The organism is Vulcanisaeta sp. JCM 16161 (assembly GCF_001316285.1).
The window spans coordinates 98,592-122,514 of record NZ_BBDO01000007.1 but is presented as its reverse complement, the minus strand read 5'-3'; the positions used below and the strand labels follow the sequence as shown (position 1 = coordinate 122,514).

The window sequence follows — 23,923 nt, the reverse complement described above, 5'->3', positions numbered from 1 at the left end:
TTGCATGGTATGGTTATGAGCAGGTAATTATTGAAAACGTATATATTTATGAGCTGATGTGTTGTATGGCCCACAGATGTTGGTGAATGTGCGGTTCCAGAGCATGATCACGTAGGGAGGTCGATCCATGAGCCCGTAGTATGTGAGGTTCATTATATCTTTTCCCGTGGGTGGGAATGTGAATAGGTATATGGAATTATCAATTATGCCAGTTGTGAAGGGATAGTAAGTGCTTGCTATTGCCGTGGAGTTTATTACGTCTCCAGTCGGTATATTTATTACCGTTACATTTATAATCGTTTCGATAAGTGGGTGGGTTAAATACTCACCATAACTTAACATAAATAATGTGTTATTGATGATGTCGAATTGTGGCATTAATATTGTTATTGTGTTGGCCGTTATGCTCGTAACCCATAATTGTCTATTACTCGATATGTCATAATCCTTGATACTAACAATGTATTTATTGATGTACATGTGCTTGGTGGTATATGATGCTTTTTGTATTCCGCTATATAGTAGTAGGTCATTATTATGGATGCTAACTACAATATACGGGCCTAGGTCTCCCAACACCTTTGTGTATGGTAATGGACTCCCTAGAGTATGGACGTATATTATGTAGGCATCAAGAATTATTAGTGCTATGGCAACAATAAGTAATAACCTATTATTATTTAGAATAGTCATAATGTTAATTCCTTGGTGTGCCATTAAATGTTTACTTATTTAAGCTCCTATTAAATATTTTGCGTCTTGCCCATTGGTTTTGCTGTGAGTATTGCAATGCCTATTATGATCCATGCCACTAGGATTATTGCTAGGCCTATCACTATGAATGTTAATACTGCGCCTATTAGGTAGAGCAGTCCGCCAGTATTTAGGAGGTTCTCGCCTGTGTGCGTGTATATATTCTTCATTGCCTTGCGTAGGTATACTGCTGATACTACGTAGAACACTCCTGCTAATGCCATGATTATTGCTGCCGTTGCTATTATGGGTAGTAATGTTGGCAGTAATGACTGTGGGTATGGGATGTTTGGCTGTGCTAGTGTTAAGAGGTGACTAAGTAATAATCCCGCATTTAGTACGAATATGAATGCCCCAATCACAATTACGATAGCTGCTATTAGAGCGAATATGAACCAATGAATAATATTTGACTTGAGTTCATCGTCGTTGAAGTACTCGGCTAGATTTATCATGCCTATGAGGAATAGTACAATACCTACTATGGTCAATATACCATGTGTAAACATGCCAAAGCCCGCCAGTATAGCTCCTATGCCGGCTAGTGTCTTTGCTGTATCAAAATCCATGTAATTCCTAATACACTAACACGATTTTATATGCCTTATCTTTCTATTTCGAATGAAAATCCTTCTTTCCATTTAATTTAATAGAAAGTGCAATTTTAAGCCTCCTCAGGTGTCTCGTACCACCTAACCCTCTCACCGATTGCAGCCCTCATCTTCCACTTCATGGATTTTGGAGCCTTCTCTATTGATTGCCTTAACCTATCTATATTGCTCATTACCCTGTCCTTGACCTTACTTGGCAGGTCTGCATTATTCATGTAATTTATTGTCCTGTCCAGGTTAACAGTGGTTGTCTTGTATAATCCCCAGTTGTCTGATGTTAATTCTATTATTCTACCGAGATCTATGGTATTCATGTCATCCCTATCGCCTAGCTCAAACTTGTATAGCATTGCTATTATGTCCTTGAGGTCCTTCTCATTAATCTCCCATATCTGGAACTTGGTCATTAGTAGGTCGCTCGGTGGTAGTGTTGGGCTGAACCTCTCAAGCCTATCCTTAAGCTCTATTACGTGGCTCTCCCTAAAGATGTCCAGGAAAACATCAACTCTCACGTTCATCAGCGTGTCAAAGAACCTGAGTCTCTCGGCACCATGGAGTGCATTAAACCTAGCATCGGCCTTTAGACCAACCCCCTCAAAAATCCTCGTAAGCCTACCCGAATCCCTCCTATGCGCCGCTATATCAATATCCTTAGGCTCATGCAGTAGTATGGGTGCTTCCGCGTATACATCACGTACTAGGTAACTACCGCAACTCCACCAAGTAACCTACATGTTACCCCATTGTTGTCGCAGGCGTTAATAAGTGATAATCCCCTCCTAATCCTCTCCTCAACAGCGTCTTGCGACATCGCAGTCCTACTAGGTCGTTGATTTATAAAATTTTTTATTTCTACGGAACATCATATGATGTAGCTTCTTTAACACATATTTTACAAAACAACCATGAAAAATGTGAGATATATATTATATTTATGCGGTAGAAGACTTTATTAAACCAGAGACACTTAATCATTAATTGGGAGGTTAAGGTGGAGGGTGACGATCAATCATCTAGTTACGAATCAATTGTAAGCACAGTCTATGACGAATTAGCCCCTGTCTATGAAAGGGTCTTCCTTAGACTCTCCCAGTACTATAGGCATGTATATAATGAGTTGTATGAAATCTTCAGGAATTACTTCGATGGGGTTAAAATACATAGTAAGGTTCTCGACCTTGGAAGCGGTACTGGTATTTGGACGATGCTGCTTAGGAGACGTGGATACCACGTAATTAGCCTCGACATATCCCGTGCATCCCTCATTAAGTGTGTCAGGTCGAGTAGGTGTAGCGATCCTGTGCAGGGTGATGCTGTCAAGCTACCGTTTAGGGATGGTTATTTTGACGCTGTCATTGCCTACGGTAGTGTGTTCAATCATATTGTGAGGTCTGAGGAGGCCTTTAGGGAGGTCTCAAGGGTTCTAGGTAGTGGCGGTTATTTACTGTTTGATGTTGATAACCTGGTTTGTCCCGACATGGCTTATGAGGCGTTGCTCGGTGGTGTGTCAATAAGGGGCTTCCTCAAGGGCTTAATTAGTGGTAAGGGCCATGTTGGTTATTGGTATGGCCATGGCAGTGAGGCAATACCGCTTAGGTTCTTCACTGTTAAGGAAATACTAAGTATATTGAGTAATTACGGGTTTGAGGTGGTGAGTCTGAAGGGTATTCATGTACTATCCAATGTAATCCCATCCAGGATACACCAGTGGAGCGGTGGTAAAATCACGAAAGTGGCATCACTGCTTTACTCGCTTGATAATATTCTGGGTAAGCACATACCATTTAAGTATGTGGCCACCACATTCCTGGTTGTTAGTAGGAAATTGAATTAACGTAATCACTAACCCTGATATTGCTCATCGAGCTTCCTAACTACCTGATCTATCTTCTCAATACCCTCATCAATCTGCTCCCTCGTTATTATCAGGGTGGCGCTATTATGAACCAGGATGGACCATTAAACACGTAAACACCCATGCTAAGCAGCTCAGCAGCAACCCTATCAACTGGCGTAGCCACGCCCCTATACTTATCGTCGTATGTACCAAAGGGGGTCTTCCTGCTGTCCTTAATAAATTCAATTGCCCAGAATAGGCCAACACCCTAACGTCGCCTATGCTCCTGTGTCTCTCCTTCAACTCCTCAAGCCTCTTCGCAAGGTACTCGCCCATGGCCCTAACATGACTAAGCAAGTCAAGCCTCCTGTACTCCTCAATGACCGCGGGTATTGCGGCCAGGGAGACTGGGTGCGCCTCGAAGGTATGTCCATGTGCGAAGAACTCATCCTCGAAGTAATCAGCTATTTTCTTACTCACAGCCGTTATTCCAATGGGTACGTACGAGGCCGACGCACCCTTAGCCGTTGTAAGCACGTCAGGCTTAACGCCCCATAGGTTCACGGCCCACCAATCACCGACACGGCCCCAACCAGTCATTACCTCATCCGCAATGAATAATACGTCATTCTCCTCAGCGACCTTCTTAAGCGTTGGCAGGTACTCCTTAGGTGGAACAACAACGCCGTTAGTACCGGTTATTGGTTCAACAAGTATTGCGGCAACATTCTTCTCATTCTTGATTACGTAATCCACGTAATTAACACATGCCAAGCCACACTCGGGGTATTTAAGACCGAGTGGGCACCTATAGCAGTACGGTTCAGGTACCCTAACAACGCCATGCATTGTGTGTGGCTCCACAAACCAACGCCTATAGTCACCCGTCATTGATATTGAGGCAAGTGTTGAACCGTGGTACGACCTATACCTAACAATTATTTTGTAAGCAGGCTTCTTGTAAAGCCTTGCGATCTTAACCGCAGCCTCATTAGCCTCCGTGCCTGACGTGGAGAAGAAGAACTTGGTAAGGCCCTCGGGCATTATCTCGAGCAATGCCCTGGCGGCCCTAGCCCTCGCCTCAGTCGCGAAGGCCGGCGATATGTACTGCAGAGTCTCTAACTGCCTCTTGATTGCATTGATCACGCTCTCATTACCATAACCAAGATTGACATTGACTAGTTGCGAGGAGAAGTCCAGGTACTTCCTGCCCTGGGAATCATAGAAGTAAACACCATCAGCCCTAACAACATTCAATGGCTCCCAACCCCTCTGCCTACGCCAGGTACCAAATAAATGCTCACGAACAACCCTACTAACGTCCTCACCACTCATATTTATTATCAATAGTTATGAAATATATTAATAAATTTTATTAGAATATTTTTAGAAATTTATCAAGTAATTACGCATTAACTTAAATAATTAACTAACAATGGATTAATAATCACGCTGGTAGGAATGTTGGGTTTTTATCGGTTGCCGGCTTTATTGACTCATCACTCAACACAGCCTTATGTGCTTTGGCAGTATGAACAATGCCCTATGAATGTCACCCTCATAGAACTTAAGCTCCCCACCTATTCTCTCCCTAATCCTATTATTAACCTCATCCGGCGTTAATGCCGCTGGGTCGTATCTCTTAGACCCAATTACGAAGCCCCACGTACTATCGTAGGAATGCATGTATACCTGGTAAGCCCTGGTTATTGGGAATACCGAGGCAACGGTCCTGTAGATCGTGGCGAATGTCCTGAGTGAGTATGATGTTGATGTCGCCTGTGTCACCATTATACCATCATCACTCAGCTATCCTTAACAATGCTGTAAAACTCAATCGTGTATAGTAGGTATGACGGACCACCCTCGAGCGGGTCTGTCAGGTCCAGTACTATCACGTCATACCTATCCCTTGACTCCTCGAGGAATTTCCTACCATCCTGAAGTATGAGCTTAAGTTTTGGATTATCAAACGCGCCCTGACTCATCTCTGGTAAATACTCCTTAACAAGCCTAATTACCTCATCATCAATATCGACCATAATTACCTCCTCAACACCCCTATGCTTAAGCACCTCCCTAGCTGTGGCACCCTCACCGCCGCCAAGAATGAGTACCTTCCTCGGATGTGGGTGAGTAATCATTGCTGGGTGAACGAGTGACTCGTGATAAACGAATTCATCATATAGCGAACTTTGTATCTTACCATCGAGCACCAATGCCTTACCCAAGTCCTCAAACTCAACAATGGCAATCCTCTGATACTTAGTAACACCACTATACAAAACCCTCCTAATACCCCTAACATGGTAACTAAATGGAGTATTAAACTCAATAAACCACGTACCCTCCTTACTCATTTTTTTCAAGGCTCATCACGTGAGTGACTGCGCTCGACTTTTAAGCATTATTTATTAACATGCATTATGGCTAATCACGACTAAACAACACCAATATACCTAAGCAATTTTTCAGCCCACCTCGGATAGACATGCCCTAAGACCTAGGTTTATGCCAACGTACTTAATAAGGTCAATCATTGAACCACCGCCAACACAAATAACACCCCCAGCGCCAGTTCTCTTGGCTTAAGCATGGTTTGGTACCCATAATCGCCTCGATCTTGGGCGCCGTAGTATTCTTCTATAGTGTATACCCACTACCACCATATCCATATAACGTAGCAGTATTATTCAGCTTTACATTGTTAATAATAGGCGTATTAATGGCAATATACTATTGGAAAAAGCACCCAGAAATACTAACCAACGCAGGCCTATTACATGAAACCAACTGTGCAAAATATGACTTAATAATCTAGATCTCGTGATAAATCAATTCCTGGTGCGGGGGGTGGGATTCGAACCCACGCAGGCCTTCGCCAGCGGATCTTGAGTCCGCCCCCTTTGACCAGGCTCGGGCACCCCCGCAGGGTTAGTTAGTATTCACGGTCTTTTTTAACCTTTTTTGTTTCGATCTTCATTTTTGTTGATTGTGTTTCGTGGTTGTGCTCATTTATTTATTTATTTTCACGCATACTTATTCAAGTATAGTTTGTCAAGGGATTAGGCAAAAATGCATTTTTATAAAGGTATAAATTTCGAGAATTTAATTTCATCTGATCATGGACAAGGTCGTGGATATTAGTAGGGCATTGGATGTTATTAGGGATGGTGATGTTATTGCGGTTTCGGGCTTTAACATGGCAACAACCCCCTGAGTACATACTCATTAAGCTTTATGAGAAGTATAGGGAGACAGGGCATCCACGTGATTTGTTAATAGTTACTGATTCATTGCCTGCGTCTAGGGGGCGTGGGCTTGACTTAGTTGCTGAGCGTATGCTTATTGATGGTGATTTTGGTTTCATCAGGGGTTTCATGATTACGTTCTTCGGCGTGGCCCCATCACTTCAAAGATTGGTTATTGAGAATAGGGTTGAGGCCTACTCATTCCCCATTGGTGTTGCGACTAGGTGGTTTAGGAGTGTGGCCTCTGGAACACCTACAATAACCAAGGTTGGCCTTGGGACATTCCTTGACCCTAGGCAGGACGGTATTTACTTAAATGACTTGGCCAGGGAGAGGAGGACGTGCAGGGTTGAATTAGTTAGTGTTAATGGTGATGAGTACCTATCTACGACTGCCCAAAGCCTAGGGTTGGTTGATTAGGGGTAGCACCGCTGATGAGTTTGGTAATTTAACGATGAGTGATGAGGCGATTTATGGGTCTGTCTTGGCGATAACCCAGGCCGTTAAGGCCGGCCAAACCCTGGCACTGTGATTGCCCAGTTGCTCTATGTTAGTAGGTTTGTTAATCCCAGGGATGTCCATGTCCCAAGACCATTAATCGACTACGTAGTGATCTCACCACCTGAGTACCACACCCAATCGGCCAGTGTTAAGTATGATCCAAGTATTTGCGGCCGCGTTGTAATTAGTAATGCGTGTTTACCCAATAATGACAAACCTGACTTCGAGTATGTAATAGCCAGGAGGGTTGTGCTTGAGTTTGTGAGACTTGTGGAGAGGTTGGGTAGGCCAATAGCCGTTAACCTCGGCATTGGGATACCCGCCTGGCCGCGAGGATAATAAGGAGTGAGGGTATTGTGGATTACGTGGTCACAACCGTTGAGTCGGGCCCTGGGGTGGAATCGCACTTAGCGATGATGATTTTGGAGTTGCAGTATCGCCCAAGGCGATACTGCCAATGCCGGATCAATTCATAATGTATGAGGGCGGCATTTCACGGCGGGTAAGAGGGATATTGCCGTGATTAATGGTAGGCTTGCCATAGTTAGGGATGGGCCAATAATAAAGTTTGTGAGGAGACCATATAAGGTGGGCTTTAATGCCGGGCTCGGCCTTAAGATGGGTAAGGAAGTCCTTTACATAACCGAGAGGGCGGTTTTCAGGTTAACGGGTGAGGGCTTGGTCCTTGAGGAGTACGCACCAGGTGTTGATATTGAGAGGGACATACTGGCTAAGATGGAGTTTAAGCCATAATCTCAAAGAACCTACAGCCAATGGATGAATTAGTGTTTAGGGATGGGCGCATGGGCCTATTAGAGGTTGTTGAGAAGGCTGTTAGGCGTTGATTATGGCGTAACCCATTATCCTTGGTCTCCTGGGCCTGGCATTAACATTTATTACCAATGCTCTACCACTAGCCATGGGCAACTCCCTGGCTAGGGTGATGTTGTTGCCCTCGACCTTACCCATGACCTTAATGCCGTTAAACACCACGTGAACCTCCCTAGCATCATCGCTCCACTTAAACCTGCTGAAATCATTGATGGAGTTTATGAATTTCGTACCAGGCCTAACCAACGCCTGCACCCCCTCAATATCCTCAAGCCTAACATTCCTAAGCGCTAAACCAACGCGAGTTCCTGGCAGCACGGAGTCTTGATCCTCGTCAAGAACCTGTATGCTCCTAACCTCAACCTCCAAATTCATTGGGTAGGCAATGAACTCATCATGAACGGACACCTGGGTCAACGCATAGCCGAGTACTACGACACCAACACCCCTGACATTAAATGCCCTATCAACGTAGACGATACCCCTGTCAGGTACTTCAGGGTCAAGCTCCCTAAATTCAGAGACGAATTTAGAGATACTTAACTCGCCGAAGTACCTCATGAATAGGTTAGCGTCATCTGCAAGAACAACGCCAGGTATTCCAGAGGCTTCAAGCAGTAACGCCTTCTCGCCATCGAGCCAAGTAACCTCATTATTAACTCTGAAGTAGAAGGAGCTCGATATTGACAGAGCTATGGCCTCGTCAAGGATACTGCTTGGGCTTGGTATTAAGACGCTACGAACAAGCTCACCAATCTTCCTGTAATAAACCCTCTCCTCGCCCCTATCCCTCTTGCCTAGCATTGATGCTAGTTTAATGGCTTCTTGTTCGTTCGTTGATAATACGGTTATGATGCTTCCTCGAAGCACGAGGTTGTGGTTAGGGAATTACCGTTTTTAAACCTATTGTATTAATTAGGTAAAATGATCATGGAGGCAGGACATTTATGATGTCGCCGGCTATCTCGGCGAGTCCAAGTTCTTCAACGGTCCTCCTCCTTGGGTAGCCAGTGCTCGGGTCCCAGCCAAGTGTCTCCCAGTACTGTTCTCTCATTCTCTCCACATCCTCCTCAGTCAACTTAACGCCGGCAAGTGGGCCCTCTGGGAATGGCTCGAGAACCCTCTTGGGTAGCTTGAAGTCCTTCTTAGGGTTAATACCCTCCCTAACATTGAATAATTGCCTAAGCGTGTGTATCCTATGGCCAACCTTAAGCAGTTCCTGCGGTGTATACTTCATGCCAGTCACGGCATATATCAGGTCTATGTATGGCAGCGTCCTATAAATGACCTGCGAAGCAAATTGGCAGAAGCCTAGGGAATTCTCGACTTGCGTGGACATGGCTATTATGGCTGCCTTACGGCCTTATCACTATAATCATACTTTGGCGATGCGCCCAGGTCCATGCCGATATCAAACGGCGCCCAAAGCCTCTTACCGCCCTCGCCCCAGAAGTGGACACCGCCTGCAGTGTGTCTGCCAGGTGTTGGATCCGCCGTGTATGTAATGGCTAGTCCAGGCAGGAACTGCGGGTGGTGTGACGGTAGTTCCTGACCACCAACATGCATTGCGTACTGCTCGGCGCCCTTACCGATTATCTCGGCGGCCCTCTTAACGCCCTGCCCAAGTATTTTGCCGATACCCTCGGCCTTAGCTATTAACTCTACGAGCTTAACCACGGCATCAGGATCACCCCACCTCAGTGGGAAACCGACGTCCTTCTCAGTCAGTATACCCTTCTCGTATAGCTCGAAGGCGAAGCCCACGACATTCGCGGTCGATATTGTGTCAAGCCCGTACATGTTGCAGAGCTCGCCTACGTAAACCACGGAGTCCTGATCAGCATTTAGTAGGGCTGGTCCAAATAGGGAGCTGTCTCATACTCAAGCCTATGCCCCTCAACAAGGCCGTACCTAGTGTTTCTCCTAATCCATGCGCCGCAGGCCACCGGGCAGCTTGCGCAGCCATAGGGCTTGACATTATCCTTAATGACCGTGTTTGTGCCGAACTTCTCGAGGTTCTTGGTCCCGTAATCCCTAACGCCAATGCCCGCCCAATTCTTAATCGGCGTGTCGCCGGAGAGAACGCTCGTGTCTAATGTGGATATTGTCCCGTACTTATGCCAAATCTCGTAGGCCCTCGCCCTAGTTGTTTTTAGGGCATCAAGCATCTCCTTAATCCTTTGCCTCAGTAGGTCCCTATCGTGTATTTCCGGCTTCTTATCACCGACCGCACTATAGCCTTCAACCTCTTACTACCCATCACAGCAGCAAGACCCGACCTGCCATATGCCCTACCATACTCATTAATAATCGCCGCAATCAACTGCAATCTCTCACCAGCAGGCCCAATACTAACCACCTGAGCGCCCCTATGCCTACGCTTTAATTCATCCTCAGTCTCCCTAGTCGTCTTACCCCAGAGATCAGCTGCGCTCTCTATATGAATATTGCCATTATCAATTAGTATGTAGACGGGCTTCTCGGAAACGCCCGTGACGAATATTGCGTCTAGGCCGGCTCCATAAGCTTAGGCCCAAACCTACCGCCGGCGTTTGAGTCACCCCAACCACCAGTCAGTGGTGACTTACCGACGGCCATGGACCTGCCAGTCATTGGAATGCCACTGGCGTTTAGTAGGCCCGATATTATGCCCAGTATGTTGTCGGGGCCGAGTGGGTCAACCCTAGGCTTCATGTGAGTATATAGGAACCAGACGCCCAGCCCATAACCGCCTAGGAAATTCCTATAAACCTCATCGGGCACCTGTATCTTCTTGACCTCACCAGTCGAGAGGTTAACGAAGCCTACAACCCCATTAACACCCTTAATGGTCACGATAAAGCACCAGCAATACTACCTTTAAAGTTAAACCCGGAGGTTTATGCCACTAAGACATGGTTATTGCCCTAACCGTGAAATATGGGAAAATAAGCCTAGGGATTAAGTACGTTCTTAACTCCCTCACTCCTGTGCATATGCTCAAATAGGTATGACGAAACCCAAAGCATCGCACCAGCGATCATGTAACTACCACCAATGCCCACGGAATCAGCCAAGTAACCAGACGCCAACGACCCAGCTAGGTATGCAGAGCCCGTGATGAAGTTGTAGGCTCCGAGACCCCTACCCTCCTCACCACTACCAAGCCTCTCAAAGACCATCACGCTTGATGCCGTGTAAAAGGTTGAGAAGGCGATACCCGCGGCCAGTGGGTATAGCGTTAATCCCGTAATAATCATGGCCTCAGGCGTCGTTGATGTTAAGCCAATTAGGAAGTATGATAGTCCCCTCAGTATTAATGCGCGTGATGAGGCCCTCGCATTACCACCAAGCATGCGTATCATGCGCGGTGTAATCACATAACCGATTATTTGAACTCCCATGCCAACGGAGATTATCGCCATCACCCAACTCCTCGATAGGCCACCACTCCTCAGTCCATAGGGATAGAGCGTATTGAAGATGCCAGATGAGAAGTAGAAAATAATCAACGCAGAGTAAAGGGTGACTAATTCACCCAATTCAACATTATGGATACGCCTCTCAAACCCGACGCTACCCATTATTTGTCTCCTACCGTTACTGACCCGCGGCACGGAAATTAACGACCAAGCGAAGGAGATGATTGGCAGTAAGCCCATGATGAGTAATATGGATTTAGTGACCATGAAGCCTGACAATACGGCAGCCAAGACATCACCAATGAGGTAACCCAACGAACTAATGAAGTTGAGCAGGAATATGACTCATTGAGCCTATACCTACTCGAGGATTTAACTAGGATAAAGCTCGTGGAAACACCAACGGCGGAGGAGAACAGCGATGATGCGGCGTAGTAAAGGGCTATCTGCGGAATATTGGGCGCGTAGGTTAGGGCTAGGATGAAGAGGCCGTGCCGAGGAAGCCCAGGGCAAGCACCTCCTTACTGCCATACCTATCAAGCAGGAAGCCCCACAGCAGTGGTGCGATGATCCCTGCCGCAGAGCCCGCAGCATGGCATAACCAACATCAACAGGACCTCCCCTCAATGAGGCAATCTCGAGAGTAATTAAGGTACTCAGTGGACCGATGGCAACGCTGTACGGCAGTAAGGACAATACCCACCTAGTGCTCCGTCCATAGATAAGGTCCATACAATGGCAAGCATGGTTTAAGGCCCATTTAAAACATACTACACGTGAATAATTAAAACAAACAGGAAAAATTACATGGGTTCATGATTTAAAACATCTACGAACCCCTAAATGATTATTGGCCCCTCCCTCCTAAATCTATTCTCGTTAACTAATTTTACGTGCTCCTCAACACTCCTATTGAAGTCACTTGGTCTCTCAATATAGATTGCGTGACCGGATCCGCGTTGCCATGCATTATCGTCGTTGGTACATTAATACTGCCCAGCTTATCGACATAATTAGTCGCCAGTATTGCTGCTAATTGACCGAGATAGGCATGTAATGGCATTCTTAGGTTATACCTAAGCCTTACGAAATTCTCAAAGACGTCAGGACTTCTCCTAATCCATTGTTCACTAAACGCCAACTCCAGTTGTGACTTGAAGAAGCCGTATTCATTATATTGACTCTTAAGTAATGATATGAACTCGGCACTAACACTCACGGCTATTAACGGCCTAGGCATTGTTGATACTAGGATTAATGACTTAATAAGATCGCCATACTTAAGTGCGAAGCCCTGGGCTATCATACCACCCATTGAGAAGCTAAGTAGGTGAATATTCTTTAATATTCTTTAGATTTAATGCGCTAACAACGCTATAAACATCCTCTATCATCTATCCATGGAGTATGAATCAACAGGTTTATCGGAAAGCCCAACACTTCTATTATCAAGTAGGACGAGCCTAAATTTATAAGCCAACTCCCATTGGAAGTGCCAGGTGGTTAGGTCCCAACTAAAGCCTTGTATTAATACGAGCGGTTCACCACTACCAATAACTTCATAATAAATCCGAGTACCATCCTTAGACGTGGTAAACGGCATGGCTATTTCGCAATTAAGTGATTAATTTATGCGACTTGAACAGTAACTATATAGTGCTATATAACTTAATTCATCACTTCACTCCCTTAAACATTAGATCGTAAGAATAACGTGCCATGTCCTAGTACTTTATTTCTTCTTCAAGTGTAGAGTTATAAAAAGAGGATAATGCTTATTAAGGATTTTTATAAAAAAATAATGTATGAAGTACGCAGATTTAGTAAAAACATTTTCGTGGAATGAGGTTAGGAACTACTTTACGGGTAATGGTGGGTTGATACGTACGTTCTTGAGAGGGAGTAGTGACCCTGCTGTTATTAGGTTTGATAAGGATTGGAATAGGCAGGTAATGAGTTTTTATGAGGTTACTGAGAAGGCCCTTAGGCTGGCTGGTTGGCTTAGGATAATGGCGTTAGGCTGGAGATGTAGTTACTGTGTTGGCTTCTAAGAAGGCTGAGCAGGTTATCGTGCTCCTAGCGACATGGATTGTAGGTGGTGTTTATCAACCATTGTTCACGGCATTCGGCCCGCTTGCCATAGAGGCGAGGATTAAGGATAGAAGACCGAGTGTATTGTTTATTCAGGAGGATCAGTATGAGAAGGTTAAGGACTTGAATGTGAAGCTTGTGTCCTTCCCAGGTAAGGTCGGTAGGGCAATCTCTTTTGATGAAACCCTTAGTGCCGAGCCGGTTAAGGAGGTTAGGGAACCCGATTTGAATGAGATGGCCATTTTAATATATACGTCGGGGACCACGGGCGAGCCTAAGGGCGCCATGGTGAATTACAGACTGCTGTACAATACGTATGTCTATATGAAGTATGGCATTGGTCTCGAGGAGGGTGACGTGTTCTGGAACGGCGCAGATCCTGGTTGGGCCTATGGACTTTACTACGGAGTTATAGGTCCATTAATGTTTGGAAAGCCCGTTGTCTTCCTCGACAAGCCCTTCTCCCCCGAGGATACGCTTAGATTGCTTGAGGAGTTGAGGGTTACGAACTTCACCTTTGCACCAACGGCTTATAGGTTAATCATGGGTACCGTAAAGGACATAGGTAGGTATAACCTGAGGGTTAGGAAGCTTAGCTCGGCAGGTGAACCGCTCAATCCAGAGGTGATTAAGTGGTTCCAGGAAAGGCTGGGTGTCCCGGTTAAGGATCATTATGGACAGTCCGAGGTTGGTATGGTTGTTTATAATGGCTGGGGCTACGAGGCAGAGCTTAAACCCGGTAGTATGGGACTACCAGCACCTGGCTATGAGGTAACTGTTATTGATGACACACTAGCCGTTAGGACTACGTCCGAGGGATTCTGCTTCATGGGTTACATAAATGCACCGGAGAGAACAAGGAATGCCTTCAGGGGCGAGTGGTACTTAACCGGAGATACTGCGAGGATCGATGAAGATGGGTATGTGTGGTTCATAGGTAGGCAGGACGATGTGGTTAAGGTATCGGGTTATAGGGTAGGTCCATTCGAGATAGAGAGCGTATTGATAAAGCACCCGGCAGTCCTTGAGTCGGCCGCGGTGGCATTTGAGGACCCGGTTAGGGGCCACGTATTTAAGGCCTTCGTTGTGTTAAAGCCAGGTTATAAGCCAAGCGATGAACTGGCTAAGGAATTAATAACTTCGTTAGGGAGAATTACTCAAAGCACGTGCATCTGCACGAGGTAGTATTCGTAGACTCACTACCAAAGACAGAGAGCGGAAAAATACAGAGATATAAACTAAGGCAGATGTACAGTAAATAGGAGGGCACTATATTCAATTTTTAAATCGTTTAAATACTCTCCGCATCCATTGTTAGGTCTATTGATCGGGCACTATGCGTTATGTAGCCGCTGGATATTACGTCAACGCCTGTCCTTGCGTATTCAACCACGTTGTCAGGTGTTATGCACCGCTTGCCTCGAGTATCACCCTTCCCTTTAATTCATTAACTATCGGTATTATATCGCTTGGTCTCATATTGTCAAGCAGTATGGCATCCGCACCAGCTATAGGCCTTAATCGCATCCTCATACGTGGAAACCTCAACCTCAATCTTCTTCGTGAAGCTCGTCCTCTCCTTAATTACTTTAATGAGTTTCTCGAGGTCTCCGTAAATTGCTATGTGGTTATCCTTAATTAACACGGCATCCGCAAGGTTGAACCTATGTGGGTCGCCTCCCCCAATTTCTATTGCGTATTTCTCAAACACCCTAAACCCAGGCGTTGTCTTTCTCGTCCCTGCGATCCTAACCGTTGGGTTAACGGACCTAGCTAACCTAACCATGGTGCTTGTGGCGGTGGCGATACCCGAAAGCCTTGAGAGGAAGTTCAGGGTTAATCGTTCAACGGTTAACAACCTGCCCGCGTCACCGACTATCTCCATTATCGTGTCGCCCTTACGTATTACCTCACCATCACGCTTATACGTGATTACCTCAAAACCGAGGTATCTGAGGAATGGTATTATGAACCTAAGCCCAGCGATTATTCCCTCATCCCTAGACTTAACAATGCCCCTAGCCCTAATACCCTCAAGAAACCTACTAGTTATGTCCTCCGGATATACGTCCTCCTCCAGGTAGCTGAGGAGCCTATTTATGTACAACTCCTCAATCATGGGGACACCCTGAGGTAAATCCTCCTCCGCCAACCAGCGTCCTTACCTGGGTAATCAACCCTATAATGAACGCCCCTGGACTCAGTCCTAAGTAGGGCTGAGTAAGCCGTTAGGTAAGACACCAATGCTGCGTTGGATTCCCTCGTACCTACTGCGGTGTTTACCCCCTCATAGAGACTCAAGGCCTTCCTTAACCCATCGCCACTCCTTAGTATGCCCACGTACTCCCAATTAACCCTCCTAACCTCATCAACGCTCATTAAGGGCCCGTTATCCCTCAGCCTCACCGTTGTTAATGAGCCGTCGTCTAGCCTCGGTCCAGCCCAAGGCTCGCCTAGGTATCTGGCAGGTTAAAGCCCATTACCAACGCTTCAAGCAATGAATTGCTGGCTAGCCTATTGGCTCCATGCAGGCCGGTATCGGCTACCTCACCAATGGCGTAGAGGCCCTTGATGTTCGTCTCACCCCTAACATTAACCCTCAATCCACCAATGGTGAAGTGCGCACCTGGGTAAATAGGTACCCTATCCTTAATACTCAACCCATGCCTCCTCAAGAAATCACTGACGCCAGGGAATTTTTCCTCAAAACCCTCAATACCGCTTAAATCCATGTATACTTTATGACCATTCATTAACTCTATATAAATCGCTCGAGAGAGCACGTCCCTTGGGGCCAGCTCACCATGTTCATGGTACTTAAACGTGAACCTCTCACCAAATTCATTAACTATCCTGCACCCTCACCCCTCAATGTCTCTGTTAGGAGCATCACCTCACCATCTAGGGTGGTTATGGTTGGGTGGAACTGAACAAACTCCATATCCGAGACCACGGCACCTGCCCTAAAGGCTATGGCTATCCCATCGCCAGTGTTTGTTGGTGGGTTTGACGTGTACTGCCATAAATAGGCATAACCACCCGTCGCCAACACCAGGTAATCCACGTTACTAATGAGACCCCGTTCCCTAGTCACGAAACCCCTAATCACCCCATCCCTTACCTGCAGTGCCATCAACTCATCCTCAACAATATTCACGCCAAGCTCAATGGCCTTCCTAAGCAGAAACTCGGTCAATACCTTCCCAGTCTCATCTGTCCTATGATGAACCCTCCTCCTTGAGTGACCGCCCTCAAGCCTTAGATCATTATCAAATTCAAACCCCATCTTAATCAATTCCTCAATAATGACGGGCGCCTCACTCGTGAAGTACTTAACGGCCTCCACATCGCAAAGCCCATCACCAACCTAAGCGTATCCTCTGCATGTATTTGTGGTGAATCATCAACCGCCGTGGCAGCTGCTATGCCGCCCTTAGACACATGGCTCGAACCCCCACTCAATTCCTTAGTTATTACAGTAACATCATGGCCAGCCCTCCTAAGGGCGATTGCGGCTGATAATCCAGCAATACCGCTACCCACTATGTATATCAACAGCCTCACCCCTCAAGGAGTTTTCGAGTCCTTTCGAAGGCCTCCCTTATGGCGTCGGCGGTTGATTTCGGTATCTCAACCTTATGAACCATGTCTCGGAGCGACCTATAGACCTTATCGAGAGTCACCATTGCCATGAATGGGCACTTAGCACTTGGGCCTGTCGTTAATGGATGAAACGTTTTATTGGGCACCTTAATCCTCAGGGCATTTAGCATTCCTATTTCCGTACCAACCACGAATTCGTCATAACCACTATCCCTGGCGTACTCAATCATCTGGTTCGTGGACCCTACGAAGTCGGCCATCCTTAGCACATTAAGGGGTGCCTCTGGGTGTATCATCACCTTGGCTCCCGGGTATTTAGCCCTAGCCTCCCTCACCATGTCAACCGTGTAACTGGCATGAACTATGCACTTACCGTTGGGAGGGACCTTAATTATCCTCTTACCGGTCATGTGAGCGACGTAGTCTGCTAAATTAGAGTCTGGGCCGAAGATTACCACGTCACTACTTAATTTCTTAACGACCTTAATGGCGGTCGATGACGTAACGATGTAATCAGCCAATGCCTTAACATCGGCGTTACTATTAACGTAGAGGACCACGGGTGCGTTGGGGTACTCCTCCCTAGCACGCCTTAGCATATCCGCATTGAGGGCATCGGCTATTGTACAACCGGCACCGGGGTCTGGGGCGAGGACGGTCCTATCGTAATTGAGCGCTTGCTTGCTCAGCCATGAACCTAACGCCGGCGAATACGATGACCTCGGCCTTAGTCTCCATAGCCCTAAGCGCCAGGTCGTACGAGTCACCAATGAAATCCGCAACAACCTGTATATCGTAATCCATGTAATTATGGGCCAGTATTACCGCATTCCTCTCACGCTTTAGGGACAGTACCTCATTAACCAGGTCCTCATTGCCCATTAATAACGGTGCGGCTCAACCATAAGATATTCTCTACCCGGCAAACAGGTAATGGCAAGCATAAGGCTGAATTTCGAAGCTAGGGCAAGAAGTGCCATCTAGAACGTGGAAATTAATGGCAATTAATAAACGTAGTACCCAGAAAAACACCTACATCGCCGTGGCATGGTATTGACTATGGTTTCCACGAGATGGGCATTGTTTTGGCGGTAACTATCAGTTTTAGGCGGTGGGATAGGTATGGTGAGTGAATTCACCTATTCAAGGTTGAATAGAAATAGAAAGTAATCCACACATCCAGGGTATACGCACCGGCACAGGAATGCGCCTGGAGGAAGTGCCGTATGGCGATTAATGGGGTTGTGAAGCATTACCTAGGCAGGCGCTGATGGTCTCCAAAGACGCAAACCTACTCAATGCCCTAACCACCTCCATCCTCCTACTATCATCACTAGTCCTCCAGTACTTCCTACAAAGCACACTAATAACCTGCGCCCTAATATCCTCACGACCCTCAATGAGCCTCGCAGGTATAGCAATGACAATATACCCACCACTCCTATGAACCTTAACCTGAGAAACAAAGTCCTCACCGTAACCACCCCTCAACACCTCAAGAACCCTATAAACCCCGGCCCAATCCCTAACCTTACGCAACAACCTAACCGAACCCCTACTAACAGCCACAGTGAACGGCTCACCACCAACCAAAACCCGCGACTCACCAAGCCTAAACCTAACCTCCATATTGGCTATTTTCTTCATCCTTTGCCATTTCTCTATGCTGAGTACGTCTAAGATGTCTCTCAATATGGGTGGTGCGATGTTAATCATTGCCTGAGCCATGTCTATTGCGTAACCTGCGGTAAACGTTATTTGTACTGCATCTCGGCCTGGTTGCGGACTCCATTTGAAGCCTATATTACTTAATTGGTTAAGGATTGGTTCCCACCTCCTGAACTTGGCGGTACCAATTACAAGTTTAATTCTTGGTTTATCCGTGATATATGCGTAACCATCACCGAGAACTGCGGTTAACATAAATGCCATCAATGTCTCTTTATCGTTAAGTACTTCATACGTACTATTCCTAAGCGATTTATGGCTATTGGCCCTTAGTTGCCACACCATGGCTACGCCTTCTACATTAACATCAACGGCATTTATAAATGCACGAACCCTACCTGGTATAATAGCGACCAAAGAATGACCTGCCACGTCTGAGCAGTCCCCATTCTAGGCCTAACTCCATCTACACCTTCATCAGTCTCCGCAAATCCCCTCCGTAATCCCTGCAGTATCTTAGTAAAATCCTCATACTCATCCCTACCCATTACCTTCCTGAAGATATCCGGCACGTCAATGGTTACACCCCTAATCTTCCTAAATATCAAACGAACCCTCATACCGCCTAATCTACTCACCTCTAATATCGCGTATTTACCATACGCACTAATTGTCAGCGCCTTGCCCGTACTTCTAATGACCACATCGGCTTTACCGTTTCTTAAATCCTCAATTAATTTCTTAATTTCATCCCCAATATTATTCTCAATCCAATACTTCCTAAATTCGGCAATGTACTGTATGAACCCATCAATGACCTTTAACAAATCATCAACTACATCATCGCTATATCTACCTCTAAATTTGGTCTCGGCATCATTCCTAAGCCTCAGCAACTCCTTCTCCTTCTCACCTATCCACCATTGATCCCAAACACACCAATTAATTAATCGCCTAAGCGCCTCAATTAATAGGGCGATAACTCTATTAATAGTTTCCTGATCCTCTACCTCACCGCTGCACTTAAGTCCACCCCTTCCACCACGACAGAATCTATTCTTCCTAACTAATCCCTCATCTATTTCCATGGTTGCGGTCTCTCGACACCGAGCAATAAACATACTATAACCATAATCTCAAAATAATTAATAAATCACTAAGGAAAAGATAGGCACATTGCCGATATGAAGCAAACCCGCGGTATTAAGATTAAAAATTCATAGACGTGAATATTATTAGTGCTTATGCCGTAAAACCTAGTAACTGTTAATGAATTTAAGGATTATTTATTCATAGAAATTTTCATAAAATAATCAATAAATTTATGAAAAAAAGTCTTGGTAGCGGGGCGGATTTGAACCGGGGACTTCCCGACCCGATTGGGTTCTCGGGGTTATGAGCCCGCAGGCTACCAGGCTACCCTACCCCGCTGTTTTATGGGTCCTTCCTTATGCTTTTAAGGCTTTCGCTGCCTTGGTTGTTCTGTGGTGGGGTTTGGTTTTTAGTCTTGGTGTATTGGGTAGTTAGTGGGTGATGATGGGAGGGGGTTATGACGCGTGATTGTCGCTGGCTTTGTGCTGATCATTTCTTTGATCAGTGCTGTGGTGGCTTGGTGTTTGCAGTAATACTTAATTGTGCTTCCATAAACTGGATTAATAATTCATATGGCCGGTGATGAATTGCTGGGCCTGGTCACTGTGGTCATACCCACGCGGGATGAGGTTAAGGGCATTGGCCTGGTCCTTGATGAGGTGTTGAGCGTTGGTGTTCCCAGGGAGAGGGTCTTGGTCGTCGATGGTGGTAGTACTGATGGCACCGTAGACGTGGCTGTGAGGTACGGCGTTAGGGTTGTTCAGCAGGAGGGTAGGGGTAAGGCTGACGCCATTTGGACCGCGCTTAAGTACGTGAATACGCCATACATGCTCGTCATGGATGGCGACTACTCATACCCAGCCAGGTACATCCCGGAGATGGTTAGGGAGGTAATGAGGACTGGGGCTGACGAGGTGATAGGCGTCAGGAAACCACTACCCTGTAGCCAGGGCCCAATCTACAGGCTTGGTAATAGGCTACTTACCTGGGTCTTCAACCTACTATTTGACACGAAGCTTCATGACGTGCTCAGCGGCATGTACATCGTCAGGGTTGAGTCCCTTAGGGACGCGGTTGCGGAGGTAGGCGGCTTCAGTATTGAGGCACACATAGCCGCGCATATGATCAGCACGGGCAGGGTGGTTAGGGAGATCCCCATTGAGTATAGGCCCAGGGTTGGTAAGAAGAAGCTGGGTGTGGTGGATGGGCTGAGGATCTTTAGGGACATGGTCCTGCTAACCACTAGGTACAACCCAATGCTAATACTATTCCTACTAGGCGCACTCCTCCTCATACCAGGCTTCTCCTCGGCGCTATGTCGGTTATTGGTACATATTCTACGGCATTAAGTACTACCTGAAGGGGTTGGTTGCCATAATGCTAACCCTCATAGGCCTACAATTCCTTGGGATGGCGACGATGGCACTATACATGAAGAGGATGGAGTTCAGACTAAGGAAGGCCATCGAGTCATTACGTAGGGATTAACACCATAATGCTCGTACCGGGTCAGTCAATAAATTAATCTACCTGGCTCGGGACCTCATTAATAAAGAGATACCTTTTAACTGCTGGGTCTTCAGTGCACTTTGACCTGCACCCGAAGGAGGTTAGGGATGAGGAGGTTGAGTATGTTAAGAGACAGGTTAGGGCTGGTAATTGGGTTGTCATTAGTGGTCAGCGTGGTATTGGTAAGACTAGCCTAATGAGGGTGGTAATAAATGAGTTATCCAGGGAGTTCCTGAGAAGGGGTTTAATGAGTTGGGTATTCGATTCAGCGCCTTTGACACCGTCATCAACAGGCTTGATGACATAGTTGGTTGGCTAACACTATTTGGTAATTACCATGGGGTTAGGGGAATGGGCCTCAAGGATTCCCTGAGGAAGACGGTTAATGAGGGCGTTAAAATGATGATTACTGAGCTTGAGCACTTCCTCGAGGATAAGGCAAACAGGGCGCTCTACCTAGCCATACTATCGGTGTTGAGGTTTGTGAATAGGTGGAGGGACATTAAGCTAGCCGTGATGACGAGACTCAACAGGGAATTAGTGACAGAGAACTCGTGAACGCACTAAACGCCCTAATTAATTATAACTTCATTGAGAAGGTTAGGGAGGGAGAGTATAGGTTAATCGACCAATGCTCAGGGAGGTTGACTATGATGAGCTAATTAGGAAGTACTCACGAACGGTTAATCAACATTAACTTAAGTCAAAGGGATGCCACGGATAAGGCGTTCCCGGCATGGAGGGCATTTTTCTGCCCTGCTTAGGCTCGGAATCGATAAGTTGACTAGGTCACCGGGGCTGAGGAGGCAGATGGCTCATGAAGAAGGCTGGCTATGTAGAACCATACGCATGGACGGACAGGGCGTTAAAACACTATTTACGCTAGGCCTAATGCTTAGTGGGCTCTTCGTCATTGCATAATAGGCGTAATTACTTCGTTAGGCCTTAATATCTAAGTGAATAAGTGGTAACACGCATAGCCTAGGCCTTCCCAAGCACCGTATTGGATAATACCAAAGGCTAAAAAGGAAGGAGGCAGGGAATTACACCGTGAAGAGGATTAGGCTGGGCTTCGCCAATTTAATCATTGAATTCACCGATAGGTACCTTGCCCTTAAGCGCATTGAGTATTGGGCTAATAGGGGTACTGGATTCCCGAAGGTGGTCTACGGCCCTGAGGGCTGCGGAAAAACCGCGTGGCTTAGGCAGTCTGTGGAGTTGCTTGGGGAGCGTGGTTTCGACGTGATCTACCTAAACCCAATCGAGGAGGAGTTCGCGATTGAGATTGGCGTACAAAGCCTCAGGGATAGGTTAATCAACCTGGTTAGGGAGGCTACATCGCGGTTATCCTGGGGTGGTGTTGCTTGGTCGGTAATTGATGTTGTGAGGGAGGCAATAAGCCTTGGCCGTGGAAAAATCGCAATAATAATTGACGACGCATTCCAAGCGATAGGCCTGGACAGGGCCGCAATATACGTTAAGGGTCTCCTGGGTATTTTAGAGCATCCGCCGAGGCCCTATGAGAGGATAGTCACGATTGTGGCTACGAGTGAGGGTGTTTCGAGGCGTGAGATTGGTAGGCATGAATGGGCTGATTTATTAGCGATGTGGAACATGGGTAGGGATGGGTTTAGGCAATTGTACGAGCAAGTGCCCGGCGATAAGCCGCCATTTGAGGAAGTTTGGAAACTGACGGGTGGGAACCCGAGGATTCTCGAGAGGCTCTATGAAAATAACTGGAATGGTGATGCCGTGGTGAGGGAGTTGATTGATAAAAAGGGCGTTAGGGCATTCATAGCATCACTAGGGCCTAATGACAGGGAGTTATTGATTAGGGCGTTGGAGGATCCGGACGTGCTCATGGGTAGGGAGGGGATACCACTGATGAATAGGTTAATCGAACTAAACCTAGCCCTGGAAATACCGGAGTGGCGAGACGACAACCTATGGATTGACGCCCCACCACCCGAGAGGGATCTAGAGCTTGGGATAGGTAAATACGTGGCCTGGCAATCACCGCTTCATAGGGAAGCCGTCAAGAGGGCGTTGGGGATGACTTAGGCAGTGTTTATTGGCCTTTTCTATTGCGTATCCCTGGATAGGTCATGGGTGTTTGATGCCGAGGACATGGATAACACTAGGTATAAGGTATTTATTTCTTGATTGGCTTCATTGCTTAGTATGTCTATTAGTCTCGATAAAGCCCATGGTCATTAAGGCCCTGGTTGTTGATGAGGAGTTAACGATTACGGCAATGCCGGTGGTGCTTAAGGTCCTTAAGTACGAGAATAACTACTCAATATGGGTGAACGTACTAGTCTCGACGAAGATCAACGAGCCAAGACCGGGTCCCCAATGTAACCCGGTCATCGTGATGGGTCGACCCGCCAAGGCCGAGAGGATTGAGGTAGTTAATGATGGTGTTTTGAGGCTTAAATTAGGTGATGGGAGTGAGAAGGAGGTCATAATTAAACCAACGAACATATCCTTCTACCCAGATTATAGGGATCAATTCTGTTCACCATGCATAGTACTCAATTGGTCAGTATTTTGGCGATAAAAATGATGTTCGAGTTGACGGTTCATGCCGAGCAGAGACTACGGTTAAGAATTCATGAGCTCAGGTCCGGTGGGGTCTGCATTGACGACTTTGGGCAGGAGATTGTAAAGGCAATAGAACATGCATGCAATGGAGAGTACGTAAAAACCAGAATAATCAAAGCATCCTATGCATGCCAATTAATAGGTGTAGTAATGTCACGGTCATAATAATCT

The 23,923-nt window shown here is 46.4% G+C and carries 25 protein-coding genes, 2 tRNA genes and 5 pseudogenes; 12 read left to right on the top strand and 20 right to left on the bottom strand.

Annotated features, from left to right (window positions below; translation table 11 throughout):
* Positions 1 to 27 precede the first annotated feature (27 nt).
* The 3 genes from JCM16161_RS10400 to JCM16161_RS18070 all read right to left on the bottom strand — a co-directional run bounded on the left by JCM16161_RS10400 (position 28) and on the right by JCM16161_RS18070 (position 1,876).
* Complete coding sequence (locus JCM16161_RS10400; RefSeq protein ID WP_054855807.1) at positions 28 to 693, bottom strand: hypothetical protein; 666 nt, start codon at positions 691 to 693, stop codon at positions 28 to 30.
* Positions 694 to 743: 50 nt separating this feature from the next.
* Positions 744 to 1,322, bottom strand: a complete 579-nt coding sequence (locus JCM16161_RS10395) for a DUF996 domain-containing protein (RefSeq protein ID WP_054855806.1) — start codon at positions 1,320 to 1,322, stop codon at positions 744 to 746.
* A gap of 95 nt (positions 1,323 to 1,417) precedes the next feature.
* Positions 1,418 to 1,876, bottom strand: coding sequence for a hypothetical protein (locus JCM16161_RS18070; protein WP_243671368.1), 459 nt, complete (start codon positions 1,874 to 1,876; stop codon positions 1,418 to 1,420).
* A 479-nt stretch (positions 1,877 to 2,355) separates the two neighbouring features.
* On the opposite strand from JCM16161_RS18070, the gene JCM16161_RS10385 reads away from it, so the two are divergent.
* The gene (locus JCM16161_RS10385) at positions 2,356 to 3,198 is read left to right on the top strand and encodes a class I SAM-dependent methyltransferase (RefSeq protein ID WP_243671367.1); all 843 of its coding nucleotides are present in this window, start codon (positions 2,356 to 2,358) and stop codon (positions 3,196 to 3,198) included.
* Positions 3,199 to 3,303: 105 nt separating this feature from the next.
* Here the strand turns inward: JCM16161_RS10385 and JCM16161_RS10380 are convergent, their stop codons facing one another.
* From JCM16161_RS10380 to JCM16161_RS10365, 4 genes are all read right to left on the bottom strand, one after another.
* Positions 3,304 to 4,536: an aminotransferase class III-fold pyridoxal phosphate-dependent enzyme gene (locus JCM16161_RS10380; RefSeq protein WP_243671366.1), complete on the bottom strand. Its 1,233-nt coding sequence runs from the start codon at positions 4,534 to 4,536 to the stop codon at positions 3,304 to 3,306.
* Between the two features lie 168 nt (positions 4,537 to 4,704).
* Positions 4,705 to 4,992, bottom strand: coding sequence for a hypothetical protein (locus JCM16161_RS18065; protein ID WP_243671365.1), 288 nt, complete (start codon positions 4,990 to 4,992; stop codon positions 4,705 to 4,707).
* 14 nt (positions 4,993 to 5,006) lie between these two features.
* A complete protein-coding gene (locus JCM16161_RS18060; RefSeq protein ID WP_243671364.1) occupies positions 5,007 to 5,561 on the bottom strand; it encodes a hypothetical protein in 555 nt (184 codons plus the stop codon).
* A 482-nt stretch (positions 5,562 to 6,043) separates the two neighbouring features.
* Positions 6,044 to 6,131 (bottom strand) — tRNA-Leu (locus JCM16161_RS10365).
* A gap of 252 nt (positions 6,132 to 6,383) precedes the next feature.
* Between JCM16161_RS10365 and JCM16161_RS18055 the strand changes: the two genes are divergently transcribed.
* From JCM16161_RS18055 to JCM16161_RS18045, 3 genes are all read left to right on the top strand, one after another.
* A complete protein-coding gene (locus JCM16161_RS18055; protein ID WP_243671363.1) occupies positions 6,384 to 6,872 on the top strand; it encodes a hypothetical protein in 489 nt (162 codons plus the stop codon).
* 108 nt (positions 6,873 to 6,980) lie between these two features.
* Positions 6,981 to 7,292, top strand: coding sequence for a hypothetical protein (locus JCM16161_RS18050; protein WP_243671362.1), 312 nt, complete (start codon positions 6,981 to 6,983; stop codon positions 7,290 to 7,292).
* A 180-nt stretch (positions 7,293 to 7,472) separates the two neighbouring features.
* Entirely contained in the window at positions 7,473 to 7,706 is a 234-nt protein-coding gene (locus JCM16161_RS18045) for a hypothetical protein (RefSeq protein ID WP_243671361.1), read from the top strand.
* Positions 7,707 to 7,787: 81 nt separating this feature from the next.
* On the opposite strand, the gene JCM16161_RS10355 is transcribed toward JCM16161_RS18045, so the two are convergent.
* The 6 genes and pseudogenes from JCM16161_RS10355 to JCM16161_RS10335 form a co-directional block, all read right to left on the bottom strand.
* Complete coding sequence (locus JCM16161_RS10355; protein WP_054855803.1) at positions 7,788 to 8,654, bottom strand: hypothetical protein; 867 nt, start codon at positions 8,652 to 8,654, stop codon at positions 7,788 to 7,790.
* A 58-nt stretch (positions 8,655 to 8,712) separates the two neighbouring features.
* Positions 8,713 to 9,952, bottom strand: a pseudogene (locus JCM16161_RS10350) (aldehyde ferredoxin oxidoreductase C-terminal domain-containing protein).
* Between the two features lie 17 nt (positions 9,953 to 9,969).
* Positions 9,970 to 10,547: pseudogene (locus JCM16161_RS18040) on the bottom strand (hypothetical protein).
* A gap of 170 nt (positions 10,548 to 10,717) precedes the next feature.
* On the bottom strand, positions 10,718 to 11,500 hold the full coding sequence (locus JCM16161_RS10345) for a hypothetical protein (protein WP_243671360.1): 783 nt from the start codon (positions 11,498 to 11,500) through the stop codon (positions 10,718 to 10,720).
* Positions 11,501 to 12,074: 574 nt separating this feature from the next.
* A complete protein-coding gene (locus JCM16161_RS10340; protein ID WP_054855802.1) occupies positions 12,075 to 12,500 on the bottom strand; it encodes an alpha/beta hydrolase in 426 nt (141 codons plus the stop codon).
* A gap of 75 nt (positions 12,501 to 12,575) precedes the next feature.
* Positions 12,576 to 12,788, bottom strand: coding sequence for an alpha/beta hydrolase (locus JCM16161_RS10335; RefSeq protein ID WP_054855801.1), 213 nt, complete (start codon positions 12,786 to 12,788; stop codon positions 12,576 to 12,578).
* 202 nt (positions 12,789 to 12,990) lie between these two features.
* Between JCM16161_RS10335 and JCM16161_RS18035 the strand changes: the two genes are divergently transcribed.
* On the top strand, positions 12,991 to 13,236 hold the full coding sequence (locus JCM16161_RS18035) for a hypothetical protein (RefSeq protein WP_243671359.1): 246 nt from the start codon (positions 12,991 to 12,993) through the stop codon (positions 13,234 to 13,236).
* Positions 13,226 to 14,461, top strand: coding sequence for an AMP-binding protein (locus tag JCM16161_RS10330; protein WP_243671358.1), 1,236 nt, complete (start codon positions 13,226 to 13,228; stop codon positions 14,459 to 14,461). Before JCM16161_RS18035 ends, JCM16161_RS10330 begins: the two co-directional genes overlap by 11 nt.
* Before the next feature lie 106 nt (positions 14,462 to 14,567).
* Here the strand turns inward: JCM16161_RS10330 and nadC are convergent.
* The 7 genes and pseudogenes from nadC to JCM16161_RS10300 form a co-directional block, all read right to left on the bottom strand.
* Positions 14,568 to 15,395, bottom strand: a pseudogene (gene nadC, locus JCM16161_RS10325) (carboxylating nicotinate-nucleotide diphosphorylase).
* Positions 15,392 to 15,682, bottom strand: a complete 291-nt coding sequence (locus JCM16161_RS18030; RefSeq protein WP_243671357.1) for a hypothetical protein — start codon at positions 15,680 to 15,682, stop codon at positions 15,392 to 15,394. Before JCM16161_RS18030 ends, nadC begins: the two are co-directional and overlap by 4 nt.
* 47 nt (positions 15,683 to 15,729) lie before the next feature.
* A pseudogene (locus JCM16161_RS10320) lies at positions 15,730 to 16,819 on the bottom strand (FAD-dependent oxidoreductase).
* A 17-nt stretch (positions 16,820 to 16,836) separates the two neighbouring features.
* Positions 16,837 to 17,683, bottom strand: a pseudogene (nadA, locus tag JCM16161_RS10315) (quinolinate synthase NadA).
* A 429-nt stretch (positions 17,684 to 18,112) separates the two neighbouring features.
* The gene (locus JCM16161_RS10310) at positions 18,113 to 18,979 is read right to left on the bottom strand and encodes a hypothetical protein (protein WP_243671356.1); all 867 of its coding nucleotides are present in this window, start codon (positions 18,977 to 18,979) and stop codon (positions 18,113 to 18,115) included.
* Positions 18,925 to 19,668, bottom strand: coding sequence for a hypothetical protein (locus tag JCM16161_RS10305; protein WP_243671355.1), 744 nt, complete (start codon positions 19,666 to 19,668; stop codon positions 18,925 to 18,927). Before JCM16161_RS10305 ends, JCM16161_RS10310 begins: the two co-directional genes overlap by 55 nt.
* Before the next feature lie 217 nt (positions 19,669 to 19,885).
* Positions 19,886 to 19,978: transfer RNA gene (locus JCM16161_RS10300), tRNA-Met, on the bottom strand.
* Positions 19,979 to 20,211: 233 nt separating this feature from the next.
* On the opposite strand from JCM16161_RS10300, the gene JCM16161_RS10295 reads away from it, so the two are divergent.
* The 6 genes from JCM16161_RS10295 (at position 20,212) to JCM16161_RS10270 (ending at position 23,708) form a co-directional block, all read left to right on the top strand.
* Entirely contained in the window at positions 20,212 to 20,988 is a 777-nt protein-coding gene (locus tag JCM16161_RS10295; RefSeq protein WP_243671354.1) for a glycosyltransferase family 2 protein, read from the top strand.
* Between the two features lie 233 nt (positions 20,989 to 21,221).
* Complete coding sequence (locus tag JCM16161_RS10290) at positions 21,222 to 21,455, top strand: ATP-binding protein (protein ID WP_054855798.1); 234 nt, start codon at positions 21,222 to 21,224, stop codon at positions 21,453 to 21,455.
* Positions 21,401 to 21,706 (top strand): hypothetical protein, encoded by a 306-nt coding sequence (locus JCM16161_RS10285; RefSeq protein ID WP_243671353.1) that lies wholly within the window; start codon positions 21,401 to 21,403, stop codon positions 21,704 to 21,706. The genes JCM16161_RS10290 and JCM16161_RS10285 overlap by 55 nt, the downstream gene beginning before the upstream one ends.
* Before the next feature lie 222 nt (positions 21,707 to 21,928).
* Positions 21,929 to 22,069 carry a hypothetical protein gene (locus JCM16161_RS10280; RefSeq protein WP_243671352.1) on the top strand — a complete coding sequence of 47 codons (141 nt, stop codon included), beginning with the start codon at positions 21,929 to 21,931 and terminating at the stop codon, positions 22,067 to 22,069.
* Positions 22,070 to 22,198: 129 nt separating this feature from the next.
* Positions 22,199 to 23,209, top strand: a complete 1,011-nt coding sequence (locus JCM16161_RS10275; protein ID WP_054855795.1) for an ATP-binding protein — start codon at positions 22,199 to 22,201, stop codon at positions 23,207 to 23,209.
* A 55-nt stretch (positions 23,210 to 23,264) separates the two neighbouring features.
* On the top strand, positions 23,265 to 23,708 hold the full coding sequence (locus tag JCM16161_RS10270) for a hypothetical protein (RefSeq protein WP_243671351.1): 444 nt from the start codon (positions 23,265 to 23,267) through the stop codon (positions 23,706 to 23,708).
* The last annotated feature ends 215 nt before the right edge of the window (positions 23,709 to 23,923 follow it).

Coding starts and splice junctions, on each gene's coding strand:
- JCM16161_RS18035 (WP_243671359.1), top strand. CDS start 12,991: ATGAAGTACGCAGATTTAGTAAAAACATTTTCGTGGAATGAGGTTAGG.
- JCM16161_RS10335 (WP_054855801.1), bottom strand. CDS start 12,788: ATGCCGTTTACCACGTCTAAGGATGGTACTCGGATTTATTATGAAGTT.
- JCM16161_RS10305 (WP_243671355.1), bottom strand. CDS start 19,668: ATGTTTATTGCTCGGTGTCGAGAGACCGCAACCATGGAAATAGATGAG.
- JCM16161_RS10400 (WP_054855807.1), bottom strand. CDS start 693: ATGACTATTCTAAATAATAATAGGTTATTACTTATTGTTGCCATAGCA.
- JCM16161_RS18060 (WP_243671364.1), bottom strand. CDS start 5,561: ATGAGTAAGGAGGGTACGTGGTTTATTGAGTTTAATACTCCATTTAGT.
- JCM16161_RS18065 (WP_243671365.1), bottom strand. CDS start 4,992: ATGGTGACACAGGCGACATCAACATCATACTCACTCAGGACATTCGCC.
- JCM16161_RS10395 (WP_054855806.1), bottom strand. CDS start 1,322: ATGGATTTTGATACAGCAAAGACACTAGCCGGCATAGGAGCTATACTG.
- JCM16161_RS10380 (WP_243671366.1), bottom strand. CDS start 4,536: ATGAGTGGTGAGGACGTTAGTAGGGTTGTTCGTGAGCATTTATTTGGT.
- JCM16161_RS10270 (WP_243671351.1), top strand. CDS start 23,265: ATGCCGAGGACATGGATAACACTAGGTATAAGGTATTTATTTCTTGAT.
- JCM16161_RS10340 (WP_054855802.1), bottom strand. CDS start 12,500: ATGGGTGGTATGATAGCCCAGGGCTTCGCACTTAAGTATGGCGATCTT.
- JCM16161_RS10295 (WP_243671354.1), top strand. CDS start 20,212: ATGGCCGGTGATGAATTGCTGGGCCTGGTCACTGTGGTCATACCCACG.